At 71.8% G+C, this 17,236-nt stretch carries 15 protein-coding genes; 8 read left to right on the forward strand and 7 right to left on the reverse strand.

The window, feature by feature from the left end; translation table 11 throughout:
- Positions 1-25 precede the first annotated feature (25 nt).
- The gene (locus SAVERM_RS20105; protein WP_010985326.1) at positions 26-463 is read right to left on the reverse strand and encodes a MarR family winged helix-turn-helix transcriptional regulator; all 438 of its coding nucleotides are present in this window, start codon (positions 461-463) and stop codon (positions 26-28) included.
- A gap of 193 nt (positions 464-656) precedes the next feature.
- On the opposite strand from SAVERM_RS20105, the gene SAVERM_RS20110 reads away from it, so the two are divergent.
- Entirely contained in the window at positions 657-839 is a 183-nt protein-coding gene (locus SAVERM_RS20110) for a ribbon-helix-helix protein, CopG family (protein ID WP_010985327.1), read from the forward strand.
- A gap of 18 nt (positions 840-857) precedes the next feature.
- Here the strand turns inward: SAVERM_RS20110 and SAVERM_RS20115 are convergent, their stop codons facing one another.
- Positions 858-2,309, reverse strand: coding sequence for an NCS2 family permease (locus SAVERM_RS20115; RefSeq protein ID WP_010985328.1), 1,452 nt, complete (start codon positions 2,307-2,309; stop codon positions 858-860).
- 259 nt (positions 2,310-2,568) lie between these two features.
- On the opposite strand from SAVERM_RS20115, the gene SAVERM_RS20120 reads away from it, so the two are divergent.
- Positions 2,569-2,835, forward strand: a complete 267-nt coding sequence (locus tag SAVERM_RS20120) for a DUF2530 domain-containing protein (RefSeq protein WP_010985329.1) — start codon at positions 2,569-2,571, stop codon at positions 2,833-2,835.
- A 156-nt stretch (positions 2,836-2,991) separates the two neighbouring features.
- The gene (locus SAVERM_RS20125) at positions 2,992-5,385 is read left to right on the forward strand and encodes an HAD-IC family P-type ATPase (protein WP_010985330.1); all 2,394 of its coding nucleotides are present in this window, start codon (positions 2,992-2,994) and stop codon (positions 5,383-5,385) included.
- Positions 5,386-5,397: 12 nt separating this feature from the next.
- Here SAVERM_RS20125 and SAVERM_RS20130 read toward each other — a convergent pair whose 3' ends face one another.
- From SAVERM_RS20130 to SAVERM_RS20140, 3 genes are all read right to left on the reverse strand, one after another.
- A complete protein-coding gene (locus SAVERM_RS20130; RefSeq protein ID WP_037644685.1) occupies positions 5,398-6,282 on the reverse strand; it encodes a hypothetical protein in 885 nt (294 codons plus the stop codon).
- 277 nt (positions 6,283-6,559) lie between these two features.
- A complete protein-coding gene (locus SAVERM_RS20135) occupies positions 6,560-9,844 on the reverse strand; it encodes a sacsin N-terminal ATP-binding-like domain-containing protein (RefSeq protein WP_010985332.1) in 3,285 nt (1,094 codons plus the stop codon).
- Positions 9,845-10,319: 475 nt separating this feature from the next.
- Positions 10,320-11,246, reverse strand: coding sequence for a DUF3027 domain-containing protein (locus tag SAVERM_RS20140; RefSeq protein WP_010985333.1), 927 nt, complete (start codon positions 11,244-11,246; stop codon positions 10,320-10,322).
- A gap of 695 nt (positions 11,247-11,941) precedes the next feature.
- Between SAVERM_RS20140 and SAVERM_RS20145 the strand changes: the two genes are divergently transcribed.
- From SAVERM_RS20145 to SAVERM_RS20160, 4 genes are all read left to right on the forward strand, one after another.
- On the forward strand, positions 11,942-13,366 hold the full coding sequence (locus SAVERM_RS20145) for an MFS transporter (RefSeq protein ID WP_010985334.1): 1,425 nt from the start codon (positions 11,942-11,944) through the stop codon (positions 13,364-13,366).
- A gap of 208 nt (positions 13,367-13,574) precedes the next feature.
- Positions 13,575-14,078 carry a hypothetical protein gene (locus tag SAVERM_RS20150; protein WP_042493317.1) on the forward strand — a complete coding sequence of 168 codons (504 nt, stop codon included), beginning with the start codon at positions 13,575-13,577 and terminating at the stop codon, positions 14,076-14,078.
- Positions 14,045-14,806 (forward strand): futalosine hydrolase, encoded by a 762-nt coding sequence (locus tag SAVERM_RS20155; RefSeq protein WP_078234401.1) that lies wholly within the window; start codon positions 14,045-14,047, stop codon positions 14,804-14,806. Before SAVERM_RS20150 ends, SAVERM_RS20155 begins: the two co-directional genes overlap by 34 nt.
- A complete protein-coding gene (locus tag SAVERM_RS20160) occupies positions 14,796-15,650 on the forward strand; it encodes a 1,4-dihydroxy-6-naphtoate synthase (RefSeq protein ID WP_010985337.1) in 855 nt (284 codons plus the stop codon). The genes SAVERM_RS20155 and SAVERM_RS20160 overlap by 11 nt, the downstream gene beginning before the upstream one ends.
- 52 nt (positions 15,651-15,702) lie before the next feature.
- Here the strand turns inward: SAVERM_RS20160 and SAVERM_RS45425 are convergent, their stop codons facing one another.
- Positions 15,703-16,086, reverse strand: a complete 384-nt coding sequence (locus tag SAVERM_RS45425; RefSeq protein ID WP_010985338.1) for a cold-shock protein — start codon at positions 16,084-16,086, stop codon at positions 15,703-15,705.
- A gap of 160 nt (positions 16,087-16,246) precedes the next feature.
- On the opposite strand from SAVERM_RS45425, the gene SAVERM_RS20170 reads away from it, so the two are divergent.
- The gene (locus SAVERM_RS20170; RefSeq protein WP_037644682.1) at positions 16,247-16,501 is read left to right on the forward strand and encodes a hypothetical protein; all 255 of its coding nucleotides are present in this window, start codon (positions 16,247-16,249) and stop codon (positions 16,499-16,501) included.
- On the opposite strand, the gene SAVERM_RS20175 is transcribed toward SAVERM_RS20170, so the two are convergent.
- Positions 16,502-17,131, reverse strand: a complete 630-nt coding sequence (locus SAVERM_RS20175; protein ID WP_010985339.1) for an HAD family hydrolase — start codon at positions 17,129-17,131, stop codon at positions 16,502-16,504.
- Positions 17,132-17,236 lie beyond the last annotated feature (105 nt).

Below are 17,236 nucleotides of genomic sequence, written 5' to 3' on the forward strand. Positions count from 1 at the left end.
AGGTGGGGCGGTTACACGTGGGCGGTTACAGATGGGCGAGCTTCTCCAGTACGGGGGCGGCGGCGCGGAGTTTCGCCCACTCGTCGTCGTCGAGCCCCTCGACCAGACCGGCCAGCCACACGTTGCGTCTGCGGCGGCTCTCTTCGAGCATCGCCTCGGCCCGCTCGGTCTGCGTGACGACCTTCTGGCGCCGGTCCTCGGGATGCGGCTCCAGCCTGACCAGCCCCTTGCTCTCCAGCAGGGCCACGATGCGGGTCATCGAGGGCGGCTGGACGTGCTCCTTGCGGGCGAGTTCGCCGGGCGTGGCGGAGCCGCAGCGGGCGAGGGTGCCGAGCACCGACATCTCGGTGGGGCTCAGCGACTCGTCGACCCGCTGGTGCTTGAGTCGGCGCGAGAGACGCATCACAGCGGAGCGAAGGGCGTTCACGGCGGCAGCGTCGTCGCCATGGGTCAGGTCAACCATGTTCTTTAGATTAACTCATTACTCTCGCTAAAGACCACCCGGGCGCGCGGCCCCATCCGTGACTCCCGCCACTCCTGCCCACCGGCCCCAAGGAAATCCGGCGGAAACACCCAAGCCGCACGCCTCACCCATATGAGTGACCCGGCAGCGGAAAGTGACACGCCACCCACCCGGGTCCGGCGACCCTCGTCGCATGGGGACCAGCGTGCTCAGCCTGCGGATAGACGGGGAGCTGCTCGAGCGGCTCCGGCACCATGCCGCCAAAAGGGGAATGAGCGTCCAGGACTATGTCGTCCGGACGCTCATTCGGGATGACTTCGACGAGCGGTTTCAGGCCGCCGTCGACGAGACGGAGAAGTTCTACGGGGTCACGTGATCACGTGACCCCCGCCGGTCATGTGAGACCCAGCGCCGGCATCAGGTAGTAGAAGCCGAAGACCGCCGCCACGACGTACATCGCGACCGGGATCTCGCGGCCCCGGCCGGCGGCCAGGCGCAGCACCACGAAGGTGATGAAACCCATGCCGATGCCGTTCGTGATCGAGTAGGTGAACGGCATCATCATCATCGTCACGAAGGCCGGGATGGCGATCGTGTAGTCCGCCCAGTCGATCTCCTTGACCGAGTTGGACAGGATCAGGAAGCCGACCGCGAGCAGCGCCGGGGTGGCCGCCTGGGACGGGACCATCGTGGCGACCGGGGTGAGGAAGAGGGCCACCGCGAAGAGGCCGCCCGTGATGATGTTCGCGAAGCCCGTACGCGCGCCCTCGCCGACGCCCGCCGTGGACTCCACGAAGCAGGTGGTGGCGGAGGAGGAGCTGGCGCCGCCCGCCGCGACCGCGATGCCGTCGACGAACAGGACCTTGTTGATGCCGGGCATGTTGCCCTCGGCGTCGGTGAGCTTGGCCTCGTCGCTGACGCCCATGATCGTGCCCATCGCGTCGAAGAAGCACGACAGCAGCACGGTGAAGACGAAGAGGATGCCGGTCAGCGCGCCGACCTCGCTGAAGCCGCCGAAGAGACTGACCTTGCCGATCAGGCCGAAGTCGGGGCTGGCGACCGGGTTGCCCGGCCACTTCGGGGTGGTCAGGCCCCAGGACGGGACATGGGCGACGGCGTTGATGATCATCGCGAGGACCGTCATCGCGACGATCGAGATCAGGATCGCGCCCGGCACCTTGCGGACGATCAGCGCGAGGGTGAGCAGCGCGCCGAGGACGAAGACCAGGATGGGCCAGCCGTTGAGGTGGCCGTCGGTGCCGAGCTGGAGCGGGACCGTGGTGTGGGCGGCGTCCGGGATGCGGGAGACGAAGCCGGAGTCGACGAGCCCGATCAGCATGATGAACAGGCCGATACCGATCGAGATGCCCTTGCGCAGCCCGAGCGGCACGGCGTTCATGACGCGCTCGCGCAGACCGGTGGCGACCAGGAGCATCACCACCAGGCCGGCGAGTACGACCATGCCCATCGCGTCCGGCCAGGACATCCGGGGCGCGAGCTGGAGCGCGACCACCGTGTTCACACCCAGGCCCGCGGCCAGCGCGATCGGGACGTTGCCGATGACACCCATGAGGAGCGTGGTGAAGGCGGCGGTGACGGCGGTCGCGGTGACCAGCTGGCCGTAGTCCAGCTGGTGGCCGTACATGTCCTTGGCGCTGCTGAGAATGATCGGGTTCAGCACGATGATGTACGCCATCGCGAAGAAGGTGGCGAAACCGCCGCGGATCTCGCGGGACAGCGTGCTGCCCCGCTCGGAGATCTTGAAGTAGCGGTCGAGGGCGCCGTATGCGGGCCGGTCGCCCGGCTGCTCGGGCGCGGGAACCTTGGCGGGGGCCGAGGTGGACATGCGTGACCTCATGCGGGTGCGGGGGATGGGAACGTCGTCAAACGTGATCGAGCTTGATCGAGTCTGGCTGCCGCTCGATCACCAACAGGTTTCCCCCACGTTTCTGTTGGTGTTTCGTACGAACAGAAGGAGCCAGACTCCAACCGTTTCAGTATGAACATATGAGAAAGAAATCTCCATCTCCGCGCGTAGACCCTTGGTATACAACGGCTCCACGGGCGTGGACGTGACCGCCGGAGCCGCCTCGTAAGCTGTGCGCATGGCGAAATGGACCCCCACGCACGAGGCGCCGGAGCCCCTGGAGGGCCCCGTGGTCGCCACCATCACCGGCGGCACGATCCTGTGGTTCGTCCTCTTCCTGGTCCAGCTCCCGTTCTACGGCTGGTTCGACGACCACGGGCACACCTGGTGGGTGTGGACCTGCCTGGCCGGCGCCGGTCTCGGCCTCATCGGCATCTGGTACGTGCGGGGACGGGACGCGGCGATCAAGCGGGACGCCGCGGAGAAGCAACCGCAGGTGAAGTAACCGCAGCGGAAACAGGCGCAGCAGAAGGGGGCGCGGCGGGCACGACCGCCTACGTACGACCACAGCACCACTCTCCGCCGCCCGCCCTCCTCCCCTGGTCGGATCTTTGGGGCACTCGGCAGGTGAAGGTGTATATCCGCACGTACCGTCGAATGCATGACCCACATCGACGCGGGCGCCGAACTCGATCCTGTGCACCCCATGCCCCTCCCCGGGCGGGCGCGAGGACTGAGCACCGCCCAGGTGGCCGAGCGGGTTGCCCGTGGCGAGGTCAACGACGTCCCCGTGCGCAGCAGCCGCTCCCTCGGCGAGATCGTCCGCGCCAACGTCTTCACCCGCTTCAACGCGATCATCGGCGTGCTCTGGCTGGTCATGCTGTTCGTGGCGCCGTTCCAGGACAGCCTCTTCGGATACGTGATCATCGCCAACACCGGGATCGGCATCATCCAGGAGTGGCGGGCGAAGAAGACCCTGGACTCGCTCGCGCTGATCGGCGAGGCGAAGCCGACCGTGCGCCGGGACGGGGTCGCCTCCGAGGTCAGCACCTCCGAGATCGTGCTGGACGACGTGATCGAGACCGCGCCCGGCGACAAGATCGTGGTCGACGGGGTGTGCGTCGAGACCGACGGCCTGGAGATCGACGAGTCGCTGCTGACGGGCGAGGCCGATCCCGTCGTCAAGCACGCCGGCGACTCGGTCATGTCCGGCAGTTTCGTGGTCGCGGGCGGCGGCGCGTTCAAGGCGACGAAGGTGGGCCGGGAGGCGTACGCGGCACAGCTCGCCGAGGAGGCGTCCCGGTTCACGCTGGTCCACTCCGAGCTGCGTACGGGCATCTCCACGATCCTCAAGTACGTGACGTGGATGATGGTCCCGACCGCGATCGGCCTCGTCATCAGCCAGCTGGTGGTCAAGCAGAACGACTTCAAAAACTCCGTCGCCCGCACGGTCGGCGGCATCGTGCCGATGGTCCCCGAGGGGCTCGTGCTCCTCACGTCCGTCGCCTTCGCGATCGGCGTCATCCGCCTCGGCCGCCGCAACGTCCTGGTGCAGGAACTGCCCGCGATCGAGGGGCTCGCCCGCGTCGACACCGTCTGCCTGGACAAGACGGGCACGCTCACCGAGGGCGGCATGGACGTCACGGAGCTGCGGCCGCTCGGTGGCGCCGACGAGGCGTACGTACGGAAGGTCCTCGGCGCGCTCGGCGAGTCCGACCCGCGGCCGAACGCGTCCCTCCAGGCGATCATCAACGCCTACCAGGACAGCGACGACTGGCGCTGCACGGAGTCGCTGCCCTTTTCGTCGGCCCGCAAGTACAGCGGGGCGTCCTTCAGTGAGGGCAACGGCGAGTCCAGTACGTGGCTCCTGGGCGCCCCCGACGTGCTGCTGCCCGCCGACGACCCGGCGCTCGCCGAGACCGAGCAGCTCAACGAGCAGGGGCTGCGGGTGCTGCTCCTCACCCGCGCCGTACGGGACCTGGACGACCGCGAGGTGAAGACGGAGGCGCGGCCCACCGCCCTGGTCGTCCTGGAGCAGCGGCTGCGGCCGGACGCCGCCGACACCCTGCGCTACTTCGCCGAGCAGAACGTCCACGCCAAGGTGATCTCCGGCGACAACGCGGTGTCCGTGGGCGCGGTGGCAGGAAAGCTCGGGTTGACCGGCGGCGTGGTGGACGCGCGCGCACTTCCCGCGGAGCGGGCGGAGATGGCGAAGGGGTTGGACAAGGGCACGGTGTTCGGGCGGGTCACCCCGCAGCAGAAGCGGGACATGGTGGGCGCGCTCCAGTCACGCGGGCACACGGTGGCGATGACCGGCGACGGCGTGAACGACGTACTGGCCCTCAAGGACGCCGACATCGGCGTGTCGATGGGCTCGGGCTCCGAGGCGACCCGGGCGGTCGCGCAGATCGTGCTGCTCGACAACAGCTTCGCGACGCTGCCGTCGGTGGTCGGGGAGGGCCGCCGGGTCATCGGCAACATCACCCGCGTGGCGACCCTCTTCCTCGTGAAGACGGTCTACTCGGTGCTGCTGGCCGTGCTGGTGGTGTGCTGGCAGGTGGAGTACCCGTTCCTGCCACGGCACCTGACGCTTCTGTCCACCCTGACGATCGGCGTCCCGGCGTTCTTCCTGGCCCTCGCCCCCAACAAGGAGCGGGCGAAACCCCACTTCGTACGCCGGGTCATGCGGTACTCGATCCCGGGCGGGGTCCTGGCGGCGGTGGCGACCTTCGTCTGCTATCTGCTCGCCCGCCACCACTACACCGGGCCGGGCGCGCTGGACGCGGAGACCAGCGCCGCGACGCTGACGCTGTTCCTGATCTCCATGTGGGTGCTGGCGATCATCGCCCGGCCGTACACCTGGTGGCGGATCTGCCTCGTCGCCGCGATGGGCGGGGCGTTCCTGCTGGTGCTGGTCGTGCCGTCGCTCCAGCAGTTCTTCGCGCTGAAGCTGGTCGGCGTGACGATGCCGTGGCTCGCGGTGGCCATCGCGGCGGTGGCGGCGGCCACCCTGGAGTTCCTGTGGAAGTGGGTGGACCGCCGCTTTCCCGCGTGAGCGGTGCGGGGTTTACTGCACGTCGATGGCGTCGCCCGCGGAGTCGACCGCCGGGGTCGTGGACGTGCCCGCGAAGGAGTAGCGGAAGGTGCCGTCGGCGGAGGCCGTGACGGTCGTCTTCAGGTTGCCCTTGCTGTCGGACTTGATCGTCTTGAGGGTGGTGAAGGTGCTGCTGCCCTTCTTCTTGAACTGCAGCTTCACGGACTGGCTGGTGTAGCCCGCGTACTTGCCGGTGTCCCAGTTGGCGCGGGTCAGGGCGCCGGTGACCGTGATGGTCCGGCCCTTCTTGACCGGCTCCGGGGAGGCGTTGACGGTGAGCTTCGAGTAGCGCTGGACCTTGGTGGTGCCGAGGTCGCCCTGCACCGTCTCGTCCCCGTCGGCCGTGATGGCGAGACCGCCCGCCTTCCACGTGGCGGCGTCGGCGTTCACCAGGTCGCCGTCGCCCGGGCGGAGGTAGATGGTGCCCACGCAGCTGGCGACGGTCGTCGACGTGGCGGTGCAGGTCGCCGGCTCGTCGCTGATGAAGACGTTCGTCGGCTCGTCGACCGAGGAGCCGCGGTAGATGAGCGGGCCGTTGGCGAAGTTGTCCTCGCTCATGTCGAGGTCGGCGGCGTGCGTCAGGGTGTACGTGACGGGGATCGCGACCTCCTTCGTCGTGCCCACGACGATGTTCTTGCTCTTGTTCACCTTCATGTCGGAGAAGGTGACGTCGAGGTCGGCGGCGGTGCCCGCCGTGGCGGGCCGGAAGCCGGACTTGCCGGAGGCGGCGGTGGACAGCCCCCAGGCGTGGGCGATGTCAGCGCGGGACACCGAGTCGGCGGCCTGCGCGGCCGGTACGGCGAAAGCGGAGAGGGCCAGGGCGCCGGTGGCGGCGGCCACAGTGGCACGTATGCGCATGCATTCCCCAAGTGGAGAGGGGCCCACGGTTCGTCGTCACGTGGGGCCCGAGTTTGGCGTGAGTCTGTTGACTCGCGTGTTCAGATCCATGCCTCATGCGAATGGTTGTACGGGCAGGTGAATCTTTTGTGCCCGCATTACCTGAGGCGCGGTCTGAAGCACGCACGGGAGCACGAACTGCGCGAAAAGGGCTGCGAGGGCCGCCCGTACGACTCCGGTACGGCCCCCGTCGTCCTGCACGACGTCCTGGATGTCGTCCTTCACGTCGTCCTGGATGTCAGTCGAACCAGCGGTCCCGCGCCAGCTCCTCCGTGCGGGACGGGTCCTCGATGAGCGCGGCCACCTCGAACCGCCGCGGCCACTGACCCGCCGCCCAGGCGAGGCCGGCTGCGACGCCCTCCAGGGTGGACGCGTGCAGCACGCCGTCCCGGGTGCGGCGCCAGTCGAGTTCGGTGCCGTCGACGACCAGCTCCTCGTGCTCCACGTACGACGCCGGGGTCGACGGGCCGAGCAGCACCCGCACCGACTCCGGTACGTCGTGTTCGACGCCCTCGGAGTCCACCTCCCCCGTCACCGACTCGCTCAGCCGCCGCACCTGGAACAGCTCGGCGAGACCGGCGGCCCTGGACGGGGGTACGGGGAGCAGCGGCGTCCCGGCGGTGAAGGGCAGCAGGTCGGGCGAGTCGACGACCACGGCGTCGGCCGCGTCCACCACGACGACCTCGCCGTCGACGACGGCCCGCAGCTCGTCCGGCAGGGTCACCCGCTCCGGGTCGAGGTCGGCCAGGAAGCCGTAGAGGGCGTGCAGCTGGGCGCCCGAGACCTCCCGCTCCGGATCGGCGAGCCGGTCGAGCAGCTCGGCGGCGCCGCCCGGCTCGTCGAGGAGGGCGGCGACGGAGGTACGGACGCCCAGCGCCCGCAGTACCTGCTCGTCGTCGAACCCGGTGGCGTCGGCCTCGTCGTACAGGCCGCGCAGCAGCGGATCGCCGCCCGCGGCGCGCAGACCGGCGGGGCGGCGGCCGTCGAGCACGGGGTGTCCGCGCAGCCACCAGGCGGTGTACGGCCGTACGACCTCGTGCGTACCGTCCGGGAGCAGGATCCGTACCGGCTGGATCAGCGCGTCCCGCAGCGGCGGCCGCGACAGCAGGGCGAGGGCCTGGGGCCAGCAGTCGTCGTCGACGAGGTCCAGGTCGCGTACCGCGACGATCTCCGTGGCGACCGGCGGCACCGGCGTGTCGGGCAGCCGGTCCAGGACGTCCTCGCACCACACGTCGACGGCGTCGAGGAGTCCGGCGTCATCGGGTTCCGCGAAGTCGGAGTCGCGGGGCTCCAGTTCGTCCGGGTCGAGGACGACGTCCGTGGTGCGGACGAGGGCGAAGTCGGCGAGCACACCGCAGGCCGCCAGGGGCTGCTCGCCCCAGCGGTCGGCCAGCTCGGCGTCGACGAAGGCGAGCTCGCCGTCCCGCATGACGCGGGCGAACGGGCTGCCGGGCAGGACGAGTTCGCCCGCGGGCGCCGGCTCCCCCTCCTCGTCGGGGAGGGCGAGGGCGCCGAGCCAGGGCTCGTCGCCGGGTTCGAGGCCCGCGTCGCGGACGAGGGCGAGGACGGTGTCGGCCAACTCCTCGGCGTCCGGCCCCTCCTGGTCCCAGGCAGGGGCCTCGTCGTCCAGGGAGGCGGCGACGGCGGCGCGCACCTGAGGGGTGGTGAGGACGGCGCGGGGGGTGGCGGGGAGGGCGCCGAGCTTCTCCAACAGGGGATGGGCGGCCTCCGGGTGCGCCACCTTCAGGCCCAGCCGGGCCAGGGCCTCGGGAGCGGCCTGCGGCCCGTCGGCGGTGGGCAGGAGGACCTGGCGGGGCCCGATGGTCGTACGCCCGTCGGCGAGCGGCACGGGCAGCCCGGACAGCCGGTCCGGGTCGACGCCCGCGAGGCTGTCGTACAGCCGCCGCCACCAGCCGGGGTCCTTCTCCAGCCCGGCCAGCCGGTCCACGGCCTCCGTGAGCGGCACCCGGGCCACACCGAGGGTGCGCAGCTCCACCCGGCGCTCGAGCCCGGCGGGCAGCAGGCTGGGCAGCACCTCGGCGAGGACGCGTACGGTGTCCGCGCCCGCCCCCTCCACCACCTCGGCGTCACGGGGGCGCAGGGCGACGGGGGCTACGGCGTCCCAGTCGGCGGGGTCCTCGGCGGGACTCTCCGCCGGGCCCTCTGCGGCGGCCTGCCGGTCGGCGGCCTGCCGGTCGGCGCCCTCGGCGGCGGGCGGCAGGAACGCGGTGCGCGGCAGCCGGTCCAGGATCGCCTGGCGCAGGGCGCCGTCGAGGACGCCCTTGCCGAGCGGGCCGGGGACGAGACCGATGATGCCGGGGGTCACCGGCCGCCAGGCGGCGAGAAGTCCGGCGTACGCGTCGGCCGCCCGCTCGACGAGGAAGTCGGTGAGCGGGCCCGGGGCGGCGTGCCGGCGGCTGGTGTCCAGCGGCAGGGAGGCGATGAGCAGGGCGGGAACGCCGAGGGGCTCGTCGCTGGGGGTGGGCGCGTGCACGACCGGCGCGGTGCGCGGGAAGGCCGGGACACCCTCGGAGTCGAGGGGGACGGCCCAGGTCACGGACCAGTGCGGACGCAGCCGCTCCTCGACCGAGCGGCCGGCCAGCAGTTCGGGGGCCAGGGGGCCGTGCTGGGAGACGGTGCGCCAGCGGGTGGTGCCGTCTCGGGTGTCCTCGATGCGGACGGTGCGGTGCGCGGTGGTGGTCCGGTCGGCGCCGGAGGGGTCGGGCGCGACCTGCCCGGCGTCCGTACCCGTACGGTCCGCGGCGGCGCCGTGTTCCGTGCCCTCGGTCAGGCGCCGCAGGGTCCTCGCGTCCCCCTCGCCCACCTCCACCACGACCTCCTCCAGGCCCGGCAGGGCGAGCAGGAGGGCATCGTCGATGCCGGTCAGCAGGCGCTCGGCCAGATCCTCCGCGGCGGTGTCGCGCAGCGGCAGGACGACGACGGTGTCGTACGTCTCCGGGGCGGTGCCCTCGGCGGCGAACGGCAGCCTCAGCAGCGGCACATGGCCGTCCCGGCGGCGGACCTCGTCGCCCAGGCCGGGGCTGTGCCGGGCGGTGTCCGCGGCCAGTTCGCGGGCCTCGGCGAGGAACCAGCGGACGCCGCCGTGCCGGCCGAGTACGGCGGGTTCGTCGGTCACGGAGAGCACGGCGGCGAAGCCGACGCCGAACCGCCCGACGGCGCTTTCGTGCCCCTCCCGCTTGGCGGAGGCGCGGAGCGTGGACAGGGACTCGACGCCGGCGGCGTCGAGCGGGGCGCCGGTGTTGGCGGCGGCCAGGACGCCGTCGCGGAGGGTGAGCCGCAGGCGGCCCGGGACACCGGACCGGGCGGCGGCGTCGGCGGCGTTCTGGGCGAGTTCCACGACGAGCCGGTCGCGGTAGCCGCCGAGGACGAGGTCCTCCTCGGCGTTGGCGTCCTCGCGGAACCGGGCCGGGCTGATGGCCCAGGCGTCCAGCACTCCGCGCCGCAGACGCGCCGTCCCGAACGGGTCCGCGCCCTCGGCTGCCGGCCGCACGAACTTGCTCACGTTCACTCCCTCATCGGCGTGCGACGAAGGTACCGCGAGGTGGGGCGACCGTCGCACGCGAAGACGTCCGGCGCGGGTGACTGCCGTCGGCTGGGGGGGCCACGGCCGACGCCGGCTGCGGTGGACTGCCGTCGGCCGGGATCCACGGCCGACATCGGCTGCGGTGGACTGCCGTCGGCCGGGATCCACGGCCGGCGTCGGCTGCGGGGCCTCCCGGTCGGCGTCGGCCAGGGCCCTACGGCTGCCTTCGGCCACACGTGCCCAGGGATCGCGTGGGCCGCGAGCACCCGTGGCTGCGGTCAGCCACGAACCCCGGCAGCCGCCGACGCTGCGCTCGCTGCCATCGCTGTCGCCGTCAGGTACGAGCTGCCGTCACTGCCGTCAGCCACGGGCACGCGTCGCCGCCCTCACTGCCGTCAGCCACGCGCACGCGTCGCCGCCGTCAGCGGCGAACCCGCGCAGCAGCCGCCGTCGGCTACGAGTGCCCCAGTTCCGCCGAGGACTCGTCCGTCGTCTCCGGGACCGAACCCGAGTCGGGGGACGGACGCAGCGGGAACGGGTCCACCTTCGTCTCGTCGATGACCGGCTCGGCCGGACGCGGCGGCTTCGGCATGACCGCCGCCTCCGAGTGCCCCCCGCACCCGTACGCCAGCGACACCACGCGCCCGTCCGCCGGCGAGAACTCATTCGCACAGACACCGAACGCCTGTCCGAGCGATCCCCCGATCCGGTTCAGGAAGCCGCAGCTGACGCACGCCGCGGGCGCGGCCTGCGCCATCGGCGTCTTGGGGCCGAACGCCTCTTCCCAGCGGTCCGCGGCGATGTGCAGCCCGTAGCGCGAGAGGACCCGCGCCCGGCGCATGCCCAGTTCCTCCGCCACCGCCGCGATCGAGCCGCGCGTCGGCGGGATCGGCAGCTTCGCCGGAGCCCCGCCCGCGACCTCCGCGTCCTCGGCTTCCACCAGCTCGGCCATCTCCTCGGAGACCGCGGAGTTCGGCAGTGGCTCGTCCTCGCCCGTGTAGCCGGGCTCCAGCCGGAGGTCGTCCGCCTCGGTGGGCAGAAGATCGCCGGGGCCCATGTCACCGGGGCGCAGCCGCTCGCTCCACGGCACCCACTCCGGTGCGAGCAGCGCGTCGTCGCCGGGCAGCAGCACCGTCTCGTCGAGGGTCACGACCTTCGCGCGGGAGGCCCGGGCGACCGTCACCGCCCAGCGCCAGCCCCGGTACCCGAATTCCTTGCACTCGAAAAAGTGCGTGACAACGCGGTCACCCTCGGAGACGACTCCCACGTGCTCGCCGACGACGCCGGGGGCGGCGGCCTCCTCGGCGGCGGCGCGCGCGAGGTCGACGGCCTCGGTGCACAGGCGGTCGGGGGTGCGGCTTCGCGTTGTCGCTGCGCTCACAGGTATCGCTTCTCTCCTACGCCGTCTCACGAGTGCGCCATCCCTCGGCGGGAGTGCGGACGGAGCGGACCAGGGGGCCGCGTCGACGTCCGCGCCCGATCGCGCTCGGGCGCACCTACGTCATCCATTCTGCGGGATGACCGAGAGGCGCGCGGCCGAGAACAATCGCCGCAGGCGCGCTACGCACGCTACCTGCTCCGAGCCCCTGGGCCCACACCGGCGGGACTCTTCGGCGCTCCGCGGTGACAAAACAACCGACGGACCGGGGCGGGAACCCCCGGTGGATCGGCGGAGGAATCCACACCAGTCGGGCACGCACGACCGCCGCCCCCGGCCCGCACAGCCGCCGGATCGAACACGGCCAGCCGCCCCGAGGCCGCCCCGATTCCACACAGACAACAACCGAATCCGGCACGACCAGCCACCAGATCCGGCCCGCACAACCACCGGATCGGTCACCACCGGCCACCCCGATCCGGCCCTGACAACCACCCCGATCCGACACAGACGACCACCCCGGTCCGGCACCACCACAGCCCTCGACCAGCCCCGTACAGACAGCTCGCCGGGTTCCGCGCGGGTGGTCGCCGGGGGTGGCGGTGGCAGGGGATCCGCTCGGGCTCCGTACAGCCTCGCGCAGCGACATACGCGCGGTAACCGCACTACGTTCGCCCTTCTCGGGGCACTATGACGGGGTGGCAGCCGCGAAGTCGCCCCAGGGAGCCGCCGGGATCGGTGGGGTCAAGGGGAGCAGCGGGAGTGGCGGATCGGGCCGGGTGCGTGGCGCCGTCCGCTCGGTCGGCCGCGCCCTGCACTTCCCGGTCACCGGAACGGCCCGCGGCATCCGCAGGGCCACACACGCGCACGGCGCAGGCGAGTCCGGCCTCGGCAAACTGATCGAGCTGCACGCGGTGAACGGCGCCGGTGACGTCATGATCACCGTCGCTCTCGCCTCCACCGTCTTCTTCTCGGTGCCCACCGACGAGGCCCGCGGCCGCGTCGCCCTCTACCTCGCCATCACCATGGCGCCCTTCACCCTGCTCGCCCCGGTGATCGGCCCGCTCCTCGACCGCCTGCCGCACGGCCGCCGCGCCGCGATGGCCGGCGCGATGCTCGCCCGCGCCCTGCTCGCGCTGATCATCTCCGGCGCCGTCGCCAGCGGCAGCCTCCAGCTGTACCCGGCCGCCCTCGGCGTACTGGTCGCCTCCAAGGCCTACGGAGTCGTACGCAGCGCCGTGGTCCCCCGTCTGCTCCCACCCCGCTTCTCCCTGGTGAAGGCGAACTCCCGCGTCACCCTCGGCGGGCTGCTCGCCACCGGCGTGGCCGCCCCCATCGGCGCGGGCCTCCAGGCCCTCGGCTCCCGCTGGCCGCTCTACGGCGCCTTCGTGATCTTCGTGGCCGGAACGTTCCTGTCGTTCTCCCTGCCGCCGAAGGTCGACTCGGCCAAGGGCGAGGACACGGCACTGCTCGCGGCGGACCCGGAGCACCTGCACGGCCCGCACCGGGGGCAGCTCAAGCGCCCCGGACTGCGCACCGTGGGAACGGCCGTCACCCACGCCCTCGCCGCCAACGCGGCCCTGCGCTGTCTGTCCGGCTTCCTGATCTTCTTCCTCGCCTTCCTGCTGCGCGAGCACCCGCTCACCGGCGAGAGCGCGGCGGTGTCGCTGGGGATAGTGGGCGTGGCGGCGGGCACGGGCAACGCGCTGGGCACGGCGGTCGGCGCCTGGCTGAAGTCACGCGCGCCGGAGGTGATCATCGTGACGGTGGTGGCCTTCGTACTGGCCGCGGCGATCACGGCGGCCCTCTTCTTCGGCGCGTTCCTGGTCACGTGCCTCGCGGCGGTGGCCGGCTTCGCGCAGGCCCTCGCGAAGCTGTCGCTGGACGCGTTGATCCAGCGGGACGTGCCGGAGCTGGTCCGTACGTCCGCGTTCGCGCGCTCCGAGACCCTGCTCCAGGTGGCGTGGGTGCTGGGCGGCGCGATCGGCATCGCCCTGCCGCTCAACGGCTCGCTCGGCCTCTCCGTGGCCGCCGGGATCGTCGCCGTCGGGTGGCTGACGACGGTGCGCGGGCTGCTCGGCGCGGCCCGGCACGGCGGCCCCGCGCGCCCACGCGTCGACTGACCGCACCGATTCCGCACCCGTCGGCCGCACCCACCCGCCGACCGCCCAGCCACACCTACCTGCCGACCGACGCCGCCCATCCACACCCACCCGCCGACCCCGACCACCTACACCCACCCACCCACACCCACCCAGCCGCACCCACCCGCCGCGGCACGCCGCACCCCCACATGAGGGCGGCGCCGGACCCGCCCGATAGCCTTCGGCCATGACCTCCCTGCCCCGCGGCAGAGCCGCTAATGGAAATCGCGCTGTGCGCCGCCGCCGCGCCGTCGCCGCCGCCGGTGCCGTTTCCGCCGGACTGCTCGTCCTGTCCGCCTGCGACAAGCCGACGCCGCTGTCGACGATCACCGTCGGCCAGAGCTCGGTGAGCTCGGAAGCCTCCTGCTACAACGACGGCAAGCCGCTCGCGACCGCGGACCTGGCGAAGTGCCTGAAGGACACGGACATCAAGTCCATCAAGGTCGACCCCGACGAGACGGTCCGCTTCGGCGTGGACCCGGACGTCGCGAAAAAGGGCTGGACGATCCTGATGAACGGCCAGGCGCTGACCGAGGCCAGCAAGAAGACGTACCGCACGATCCCGGGCAGCGTGTTCTTCAACGCGCAGTACGGCGCGAGCGGCAACTCCACGCTGGTCTCCATCCAGGAGGGCGAGAAGGCGCCGTTCACCGGCCTGTGGTCCTTCAAGCTCAAGAAGGACGCGGGCTGACCACGCCCGCCCCACGCGTCCTCGTAGCCACCGCGGTCCCGGCCGAACGGGACGCGGTGGCACGGGCGTTCACGCCCGCGCCGCACGAGGTCCCGCTCCCGGGGGCGACCCTCCACCGGATCCTCCACGGGAGCGGCGGTCACGACCTGCTGGCCGCCGGCGTCGGCCCCGCCCTCGCCGCCGCCTCCACCGCGACCGCGCTCACCGCGGCCGCCCTCGCCGGCACCCCGTACGACCTCGTCGTCTCCGCCGGGATCGCGGGCGGTTTCCAGCCGGACGCCCCGGTCGGCTCCCTCGTCGTCGCCGACACGATCACCGTGGCGGATCTCGGCGCGGACACCGCCACCGGCTTCCTGCCGGTCACCGAGCTGGGCTTCGGAACCGTCACCCACCATCCACCGGAAACACTCGTACGAGCGGTCGCGGACTCCACCGGGGCGCGCGCCGGAGTCGTGCTCACCGTCTCCACGGTGACCGGCACCGCCGAGCGCGCCGCGGAACTCCGTGCCCGTCACCCTCGTGCGCTGGCCGAGGCCATGGAGGGCTTCGGGGTGGCCGAGGCGGCCGCCGCGCACGGCACGCCCGTGCTGGAGATACGCGCCGTCTCGAACCCCGTCGGCCCGCGCGACCGTGCCGCCTGGCGCATCGGCGACGCTCTCGCGGCCCTCACGGAGGGCTTCGGGAAGCTGGCGCCCGCCCTGGAGAGTTGGAACCCGCATGAGCTCTGAAAGCCGACCGCTGCAGATCGCGTACTCCCCCTGCCCGAACGACACCTTCGTCTTCGACGCCTGGGCCCACGACCGGGTCCCGGACGCGCCCGCCCTCGACGTCACCTTCGCGGACATCGACATCACCAACGGCATGGCCGAGCGCGGCGAGTTCGACGTGCTGAAGGTGTCGTACGCCGTGCTGCCGTACGTCCTCGACGAGTACGCGCTGCTGCCGTGCGGCGGTGCGCTGGGCCGGGGCTGCGGCCCGCTGGTGCTCACCCGCGAGGCGGACGCCGACCTGACGGGCCGAACGGTCGCCGTGCCGAGCGAGAAGTCGACCGCGTACCTCCTGTTCCGCCTCTGGGCGGCGGACACGGTCCCCGGCGGGGTCGGCGAGATCGTGGTCATGCCGTTCCACGAGATCATGCCGGCGGTACGGGACGGCAAGGTCGACGCGGGCCTGGTCATCCACGAGGCCCGTTTCACGTACCAGAACTACGGCCTGCACAAGCTGGCCGACATGGGCGAGCACTGGGAGCGCACGACGGGCCTGCCGATCCCCCTCGGCGCGATCATCGCCAAGCGCTCACTGGGTGTGGAGACGCTCACCCGGCTCGCCTCCGCCACCCGCGCCTCCGTCCGAGCCGCCTGGGCCGACCCCGCGGCCTCCCGCCCGTACGTCCTGGAACACGCCCAGGAGATGGACCCGGCGGTGGCGGACCAGCACATCGGCCTGTACGTCAACGAGTTCACCGCCGACCTCGGCGAGGACGGCTACGCGGCCGTCCGCGGGCTCCTCACGCGTGCGGCGGCCGAGGGGCTGGTGCCGCCCCTCGGCCCTGACGCGCTGAACTTCCCGTGACCGTTGGGATGTCGCATCAGATGTCTGACCGGACGCCTGATGCGACGTCCGTTCAGACGTCCAACTGGTCGGCGACCGCCCGCAGCAGGCCCGCGATCTTCTTGCCCGAGGTCTTCTCGGGATAGCGGCCCTTCTCCAGCATCGGCGTGATGTTCTCGAGGAGGGTCGTCAAATCCTGGACGATGGACGCCAGTTCATCGGGCTTGCGACGCTGTGCAGCCGCAACCGACGGGGTCGGGTCCAGCAGGACCACCGACAGTGCCTGGTCACCGCGCTGCCCGGCGACTACGCCGAACTCCACGCGCTGGCCCGGCTTGAGGGCTTCGACTCCGGCGGGGAGGACCGAGGAATGAACGAAGACGTCACCGCCGTCGTCGCGGGAGAGAAAGCCGAAGCCCTTCTCGCTGTTGAACCACTTGACCTTGCCGGTAGGCACGTCTGTCCTCGTCCTCGTACTCGTCGGAAACTGCTCGGAAAACTGCTCTGGATAGCACTACAGCGGGTCCCGGACCCGCCGGTACCAAGGCTAATGGTCCGGCGGCTGGTGACAAGACGTCGCCGAACCATTCCTTCGCGCTGGGAACTACCCTGGTCCGGTGCGTGACAAAACCCAACCGAATTCCGCCGCGGCCGGTGACCGACTGATCCGTGCCGGAGCCATTGTGTTCTTCGTCGGAGCCGCGGCCACTCTGGTCACCGTGGCCCCACTACTGCTCGGCACCACTCCTTTTCCGACATACATGTTCGGGCTGAGCATGCTTATGGGTGTCGGATTCCTGTTGGCCGGAGCCGGAGTCCTCCAGTCCATCGCGGAAGGGCGCCGCCGGGCGCGCGGCTCCCAGGCGCATTGATCACGAGCGCGAGCGGTGGCTCTCCAGCCAGCCGGGGAACTCCGTGAGGTCGGCCAGTACGACATCCGCGCCCGCCGCCCGCAGTTCGGCCGCGTCGCACGGCCCGGTGGCGACCGCAACGGCGTACGCGTCGGCGGTACGTGCTCCGCGTACGTCTCCGGTGTGGTCGCCGACGTAGACGCCCGCCGCGTGCTCGAGCAGCGCCTCCGCCTTGCCCTCGGCCCACAGGTCGCCGATGACCGCGTCGGGCTCGATGCCGAGGTGCTCCAGGTGGAGCTTGGCGTTGGGCTCGTACTTGGCGGTGACGACGATCGCGCGTCCGCCGGCCGCCTGCACGGCCGCTATCGCCGCACGGGCGCCGGGCATCGCGGGGGTCGGCGCGATGGCGTGCGTGGGGTACATCTCACGGTAGACGTCGGCCATGGCCGCGACCTGCTCCGCCGGGAACCAGTTGACGAGTTCGTCCGCCAGGGGCGGGCCGAGCCGGGTGACGGCCAGGTCGGCGTCGATGTACGTGCCCGTCCGCGCGGAAAGCGCCTGGTAGCAGGCGTGGATACCGGGCCGGGAGTCGATCAGGGTCATGTCGAGGTCGAAGCCGACGGTCAGTGCGCGAGAGGTCATATGGGCCATTGTGCCCAGACGCGGCGCTCAGCCCACGCGGGCCCAGACCCTGAGACGGACCGGCCCCGGACCCGCGCCCCCAGCCGGTCCGGCACCGTGCCACCGGCCCGCACC

It is taken from the genome of Streptomyces avermitilis MA-4680 = NBRC 14893 (genome assembly GCF_000009765.2).
In the GTDB taxonomy this organism is placed as follows: domain Bacteria; phylum Actinomycetota; class Actinomycetes; order Streptomycetales; family Streptomycetaceae; genus Streptomyces; species Streptomyces avermitilis.

What these genes read in the sequence shown, in the direction of transcription:
- SAVERM_RS20105 (WP_010985326.1), bottom strand. Translation starts at nt 463, where the DNA reads ATGGTTGACCTGACCCATGGCGACGACGCTGCCGCCGTGAACGCCCTT.
- SAVERM_RS20110 (WP_010985327.1), top strand. Translation starts at nt 657, where the DNA reads ATGGGGACCAGCGTGCTCAGCCTGCGGATAGACGGGGAGCTGCTCGAG.
- SAVERM_RS20115 (WP_010985328.1), bottom strand. Translation starts at nt 2,309, where the DNA reads ATGTCCACCTCGGCCCCCGCCAAGGTTCCCGCGCCCGAGCAGCCGGGC.
- SAVERM_RS20120 (WP_010985329.1), top strand. Translation starts at nt 2,569, where the DNA reads ATGGCGAAATGGACCCCCACGCACGAGGCGCCGGAGCCCCTGGAGGGC.
- SAVERM_RS20125 (WP_010985330.1), top strand. Translation starts at nt 2,992, where the DNA reads ATGACCCACATCGACGCGGGCGCCGAACTCGATCCTGTGCACCCCATG.
- SAVERM_RS20130 (WP_037644685.1), bottom strand. Translation starts at nt 6,282, where the DNA reads ATGCGCATACGTGCCACTGTGGCCGCCGCCACCGGCGCCCTGGCCCTC.
- SAVERM_RS20150 (WP_042493317.1), top strand. Translation starts at nt 13,575, where the DNA reads ATGACCTCCCTGCCCCGCGGCAGAGCCGCTAATGGAAATCGCGCTGTG.
- SAVERM_RS20160 (WP_010985337.1), top strand. Translation starts at nt 14,796, where the DNA reads ATGAGCTCTGAAAGCCGACCGCTGCAGATCGCGTACTCCCCCTGCCCG.
- SAVERM_RS20175 (WP_010985339.1), bottom strand. Translation starts at nt 17,131, where the DNA reads ATGGCCCATATGACCTCTCGCGCACTGACCGTCGGCTTCGACCTCGAC.